The sequence below is a fragment of the Herbidospora mongoliensis genome, from assembly GCF_001570545.1.
In the GTDB taxonomy this organism is placed as follows: domain Bacteria; phylum Actinomycetota; class Actinomycetes; order Streptosporangiales; family Streptosporangiaceae; genus Herbidospora; species Herbidospora mongoliensis.
Map to the genome: position 1 here is coordinate 1 of NZ_BBXD01000042.1, position 5,585 is coordinate 5,585.

The 5,585-nt window shown below is 67.0% G+C and carries 7 protein-coding genes; 4 read left to right on the forward strand and 3 right to left on the reverse strand.

Annotated elements, in window-relative coordinates:
* Positions 1–306 precede the first annotated feature (306 nt).
* The gene (locus tag AW272_RS46260) at positions 307–561 is read right to left on the reverse strand and encodes a helix-turn-helix domain-containing protein (RefSeq protein ID WP_066376543.1); all 255 of its coding nucleotides are present in this window, start codon (positions 559–561) and stop codon (positions 307–309) included.
* Positions 562–657: 96 nt separating this feature from the next.
* On the opposite strand from AW272_RS46260, the gene AW272_RS40055 reads away from it, so the two are divergent.
* From AW272_RS40055 to AW272_RS40065, 3 genes are all read left to right on the forward strand, one after another.
* Positions 658–1,014 carry a hypothetical protein gene (locus tag AW272_RS40055; protein ID WP_066376545.1) on the forward strand — a complete coding sequence of 119 codons (357 nt, stop codon included), beginning with the start codon at positions 658–660 and terminating at the stop codon, positions 1,012–1,014.
* Between the two features lie 114 nt (positions 1,015–1,128).
* Positions 1,129–1,593 (forward strand): SRPBCC family protein, encoded by a 465-nt coding sequence (locus tag AW272_RS40060; RefSeq protein ID WP_066376547.1) that lies wholly within the window; start codon positions 1,129–1,131, stop codon positions 1,591–1,593.
* 93 nt (positions 1,594–1,686) lie between these two features.
* Positions 1,687–2,577, forward strand: coding sequence for a MerR family transcriptional regulator (locus tag AW272_RS40065; RefSeq protein WP_083959191.1), 891 nt, complete (start codon positions 1,687–1,689; stop codon positions 2,575–2,577).
* Between the two features lie 401 nt (positions 2,578–2,978).
* Here AW272_RS40065 and AW272_RS40070 read toward each other — a convergent pair whose 3' ends face one another.
* Together AW272_RS40070 and AW272_RS40075 are read right to left on the reverse strand one after the other, a co-directional pair.
* Complete coding sequence (locus AW272_RS40070; protein ID WP_066376554.1) at positions 2,979–3,254, reverse strand: GlsB/YeaQ/YmgE family stress response membrane protein; 276 nt, start codon at positions 3,252–3,254, stop codon at positions 2,979–2,981.
* Between the two features lie 189 nt (positions 3,255–3,443).
* Positions 3,444–3,887 (reverse strand): nuclear transport factor 2 family protein, encoded by a 444-nt coding sequence (locus tag AW272_RS40075; protein ID WP_066376555.1) that lies wholly within the window; start codon positions 3,885–3,887, stop codon positions 3,444–3,446.
* A 95-nt stretch (positions 3,888–3,982) separates the two neighbouring features.
* Between AW272_RS40075 and AW272_RS40080 the strand changes: the two genes are divergently transcribed.
* Positions 3,983–4,375: a MerR family transcriptional regulator gene (locus AW272_RS40080; protein ID WP_066376557.1), complete on the forward strand. Its 393-nt coding sequence runs from the start codon at positions 3,983–3,985 to the stop codon at positions 4,373–4,375.
* Positions 4,376–5,585: the final 1,210 nt, after the last annotated feature.

Consider the following 5,585-nt stretch of genomic DNA (forward strand, 5'->3'; position numbering starts at 1 on the left):
CCTGGGGTCGGGTCGGCGGCTTATCGATCATGGTCTGTTCCGTGGCCGTTCCGTGGAAGGCCGGAAGGTGGCCAAAGGCGATGGAAGTCTCCGACGAGCGTTCGCCCTGCTCACGCGCTTGATCGAGACTTCTTGCCAGGTGGCCGATTCCCGGCGAGAAGATCACCCAGATCTACGAGGGGACCAACCAGATCCAGCGGATGGTGATGGCGCGGCAGTTGCTCAAGTAGGGCCTGAACAGCGAAAACCCCGCCGTGGATGTCTCTGCGGCGGGGTTTCGCGGTTCGGCTCGGGTGGCTTGAACGATCACTGTTCCGTGAGAGATGAGCTCTTGGCCGTCGTGCATGACGCGCAGCCAAGAACCGGTACCACCTCACGCCGCTCCGGCTCATAGGCCAGCCGGGCCGGACCCCACCGCGGATGGGCGCGCCGCAGCTCACACACCAGCGCCTCCACCACCTCATCGGTCTGGTGCGGGCAGGTATCCGGCCGCCGCGACCGATCCACCCACGCGCTCAACCCACCGGCCCGGAACCGGCGCACCCAGGCCATCGCCTCCATCTCCTGCGCGTCATCGTGCTGCGATTCGATGCTGTGGCTCTCCGATGCGTCGTTTATGCGTCGTTTAGTGCGGGGGCTGAGGGCAGAGATGCAGTCATGACGCCGCTGCCTCGCATTCTTGGAGCGATCACCGTGCTCTACTCGGTCGCGATCATCGTGCGACCGAGGCTTCTGGCCGGCCCGTGCGGGCTGGTCGACAAGGCAGGCGAACCATTGCCCGGCACCTCCACGCTGATCGCCGCGATGGGGGCGCGTGATCTGGCGATCGGTGCGGCCATGATGGCCGCACCTCAGGGGGCGCCGTTGCACGTGGCCATTGCCGCACGGGTGGCATCCGATCTGGGTGACGCCGTGTCGTTCGGCACCACGCTGCCTACGCCCGCCGCCCGGTGGCGAGTTGGCGGCGTCGCTCTGGCTTGGGCCGCAGTCTGCGCGCTGAGCGCGCTCGCCTGACCTCCTGGCCCGACCGTGCTTGCCGCGGTCAGGGTGGCCCAGTTCCCACACCAGCGCAGATCGGCAGTCCTGCCCGCTCCTCAAGATCATCGCGATGAGAAGGGAACAACCTGTATGAGCTCCATCACCGAATCCATCGATGTCGCGGTCCCCGTCCGGACCGCCTATGACCAGTGGACCCAGTTCGAGTCCTTCCCCCAGTTCATGGACGGCGTAGAGTCCATCACCCAGCAGAGCGACACGATGACCCACTGGAAGATCAAGATCGCCGGCGTACAGCGCGAGTTCGACGCCCGCATCACCGAACAGCACCCCGATGAGCGGGTGGCATGGGAGTCGGTCGACAGCCCGCGGCACGCCGGGGTGGTCACCTTCCACCGCCTCAACGAGAACCACACCCGGGTCACCCTGCAGATGGACACCGAGCCTGAAGGGGTGGCCGAGAACGTGGCCGACGCCGTCGGCCTGCTGAGCCACCAGGTCAAGGGTGACCTGCGCCGGTTCGGCGAGTTCATCGAGAAGCGCGGCAGCGAGAGCGGCGCCTGGCGGGGCGAGGTGAACGGCCCCCACCAGAGCTGACCTCCCTCATCCGGGCCTGGGTCGATACGCCGTCCAGAGCGGGTGCATCGCTCAGGCCCTCCCGCATGGCGTGACGGGTGCCACGATAGGTAGGTGACACAGCACGTCCATCCGGCCAGGCCCGCCACGGAGCCTCCCACCTTCGCCGCCGGCGCGGTGGCGCGCCGGTTGGGCCTGCCGGTCTCCACGTTGCGCAGCTGGAACAACCGCTACGGCATGGGGCCCAGCGGTCACCAGCGCGGCCGGCACCGCCGCTACACCGAATCCGACATCGCCGCCTTGATCGTCATGCAGCGGCTCATCGCCCAGGGCAGCGCGCCTTCGGCGGCCGCCCGTGCCGCTCAGGGCCGGCGGCCCCAGAACGTCAACCTGGACGGCGACCTGGTCGATCGGCTCGTCGACGCGGCCCACCGGCTCGACACCCACAGCATGATCACGATGATCAGCCTCGCCCTGAACGTGCACGGGGTGAGCGAAACCTGGCAGCACCTGTGCGTACCCGCCCTGAACCACGTGCACGGGCCGATCTCCGGCCGAAGCGACTGCGTCGACGTCGAGCACCTGCTGTCCTGGTCGATCACCACCGGCCTGCATCAAGTGGTCACCGCCGTCGCGGGAACGCCCGTCGCGATGCTCGCCTGCACAGCGGGCGAACACCACTCCCTGCCGCTTGAGGCGCTGAACGCCGCCCTGGCCGAGCGAGGCGTACCTGCTGTCATGCTCGGCGCCGACATGCCCGACCCGGCACTCGCCGACGCGGTCGGCCGAGTCCAGCCGAGGGTTGTGGTGCTGTGGTCTCATATGCCCGCCACCGCGTCGCCCGCAGCCCTGCGAGCCGCGCGCCCTGCCGCCGCCGCTGAAGGCGCAGTTGTGCTCGCGGCGGGACGCGGCTGGGCCGGGACGAACCTGCCCCACGACGTCGTCCATGTGACCGCCCTCGACCCGGCCATCGACCGGATCGAGGTCGAGTTGCGCGGCGACTGATCTCAGCGCTTCGGAAGGCCCATCCAAGGACCTTCGGTCAGGAAGGTGCCGAGCATGCGCACAGGTCCCGGCCCGCCCACCCCGGCTTCGCGGCCGGACGGCGTTTTACCGGCCGGCATGTCCAAGGCTCGGGCATCCCGGCGGAAGAACTGTTCCAGTTCGGCCGTCGTTACTTCGTCCCGGAACCGGCGGTAGCGGGTTACTTGCTCCGGGAGCGGCACTGGCGTAACTGGATGCATCCGGATGCCTATCTCGCGTTTTCGGAAGCGTGGGGTTGGATCAGGGGTTACGCGGCGGCGAGGCCTACTCCAGGTACATGGCAGCTGCCTACCTGGTCGGGCACGCAAAACCCCACCCGGCAAATCCGGATGGGGTCTGCGTGGTCAGTCGGTCAGCCGCGCTCAGTGGCGGACGCCGCGCCGGTCGTACAGGCTGACCACCAGGATGACGCCGACGGCGGCGACGGCGACCTGGATCAGCAGTTCGATCCAGTCGATGCCGTCGGTCGACGACACGCCCAGGGCGCTGGCGAGGAAGGTGCCGATGAAGGCGGCCACGATGCCCACCACGATGGTCAGCCAGATCGGGATGTGCTGCTTGCCCGGAACCACCAGGCGGCCCAGCGCGCCGATGATGGCGCCGACGATGATGGCGATGATGATGCCGGTGATGGTCATGCAGAGCTCCCTTGAAGGACGGGGGGTGAAGCTGCAGACCCGTCTGCCCTGCGAAAGCCGGCACACACCAGACCCGCACCCTCGATGCCAAGACGACACCTTCTCCGCGTCTGATGGTTCGCCACGGCTTCCCTGCTCGTGTTCGCGCGCTTCGGCAGCCATACGGAATCGCAGGCTTGGCGGGCAGAGCTAGAGCCCGATTGCGATGTTCGTCGTGAGCTTCTCGAAAAGCACGACGCGCGTGGTGCGGCTGCTGATCTTCAGACCAGTCTCGGTGCGCACGAAGGTGTCGTCGTAAGATGCCGCTCCGTGGTCGTAATTGGCCTCGTTGGCGGCCTCCAGGATGATCGAGTCGCCGTAGGTCACCGCGGCCAGGACATCACCGGGCTTGACCGTGATGTTGGTCATCCGGTGGATGCTGCGTCCTGCGGGGGCGTGCACCTGGCGCATGAAATCGGTGAACACGTCGGCGTCGTCCCAGGTTCCCATGAGGGGTCCGTAGTCGATGCGGGCGTCGTCGGCGAAGACGCTGCGGAAAAGGTCCCAATCGCGATGGTCGATCGCGGTCGCGTAGCGGGTGACCAGCTCCTCGATCTCGGCTCGTAGTACGAGGTCGGCGGTGGTGGGTGACATGGGTTCTCCCTGTTCTCTGTGCCGAGGACCGGCTCCCGTACGCTAAAACCTGACATTGATGTCAGGGGCAAGTCCGTGTCCGGAAAGGTCGCCGCATGCGCATCGGAGACGTCGCCAGTCAGGCGGGCGTGAGCGTACGGTCGCTCCGCTACTACGAGCAGCAGGGGCTCATCCGGGCGGAGCGCAGCTCGAGCGGCCAGCGCCACTTTGCCGAGTCGGTGATAGGCCGGGTGCGGCTCATCCAGCAGTTCTTCGCCGCAGGGCTGCCCAGCCGCACGATCGCGCAGCTCCTGCCCTACGTCGACTCGGGAGTGACGACTCCCGACACGCTCGACATCCTGATCGCCGAGCGGGCGCGCATCGCGGGAACCATCGCCGACCTGTCACGGGCACTCGGGCAGTTGGACACGGTGATCGAGCACGCCGGCCACAGCGCTGACGACCCCGCCGTGAGCGCGTGCGCGTACTCCCACGACCGAGTGGCCTAACGGGCATCGGTTGAACCTCGTCACCCGCGCAGGCGCGCGCGAGATATCGGGGGCGTTGAGACAATCACGAAAAAGACATCATGGTAGGACGGGGATGAGGACCCGTGCGCGGGACATACATGCGCGTACGGGATTGGTCGGCGTGACCAGGGGGCCATGTCCATCCCGGCCGGGCCGCGTCCCGCGACGGTGAATGGCCTGAACGCCCCTGACCAGCCATCCGGTCCAGACCATGCGCCCTCATGATGCATTAGTCGCTCGCCCGTCCGCGGAGGGTCAGATGCGCGGATCACGGTTCGGATACCGCGCCGGTTACCGGCATCGGCCCTGATAACCGGCTCACCAGCACCTCTACCCCATACGGGGTCGGCAGGTCTGATGCGGCCTGCCGACCATCGGGACTCCACCGATATAAGCGGCGACGGGATCGGACCGGGTGCGCGAATCCCACACGTTGATGACCATCCCCTGCCCGTCAGCAGATACGTCGCCCATCGCGCGTGCCGTCGACGCGACGAATCGTCACCATCGGGCAAGCTGCCGACGCCAAGGGCTCCGCACTCCACGGCGGGCCGGACCCGGCCGGTGGCTGAGATGCGGCGTCCTCGCTGGTCATGGCGCTGGCGGAAGGCTGCCGCACCTGACATCGAAAATCTGTACTCACTGGAGTAGACATTCGCGGGCGTCGGAGCTAATGTTTCTCACATCGCAAGGACGGATCGACCGGGTGGCGGAAGTACGAGCATCACGAGGAACCGCCCGGAGCAACACGAAGTGGATTGACGGCAGAAGGTCGGACGTGACGGGCCACGCAGTAGTAAGGGGCCCGGCCGTGGACGCGCTGCCAGAGGTGAAGTCGCAGTAGTCGTTATGGCAGAAGGTCGGACGACAGGGGCCGGTGCAGTGCTGGGGGCCCTGGTCGTGGACGCGCTGCCGCAGGTGAAGTTGCAGTAGCAGTCAGGCAGAAGGTCGGACGTGAGGGGCCAGTGCGGTGCTGGGGGTCCTGATCGTGGACGCGCTGCCGCAGGTGAAGTCAGACAGAAGTCAGACAGTAGGTCGCGGAGATAGAGACGAAGGGAGTGTTGAACGCCATCAGGATCGCCCGTTGCAGGCTGTGTCTCGCCGCTCGGGTACCGCGGTTCCACAGATAGGCAGGTGGTCTCCGGTCACGCATTTGCGATCCCCGCATCTCCGCCGCACAGCAGGGCGG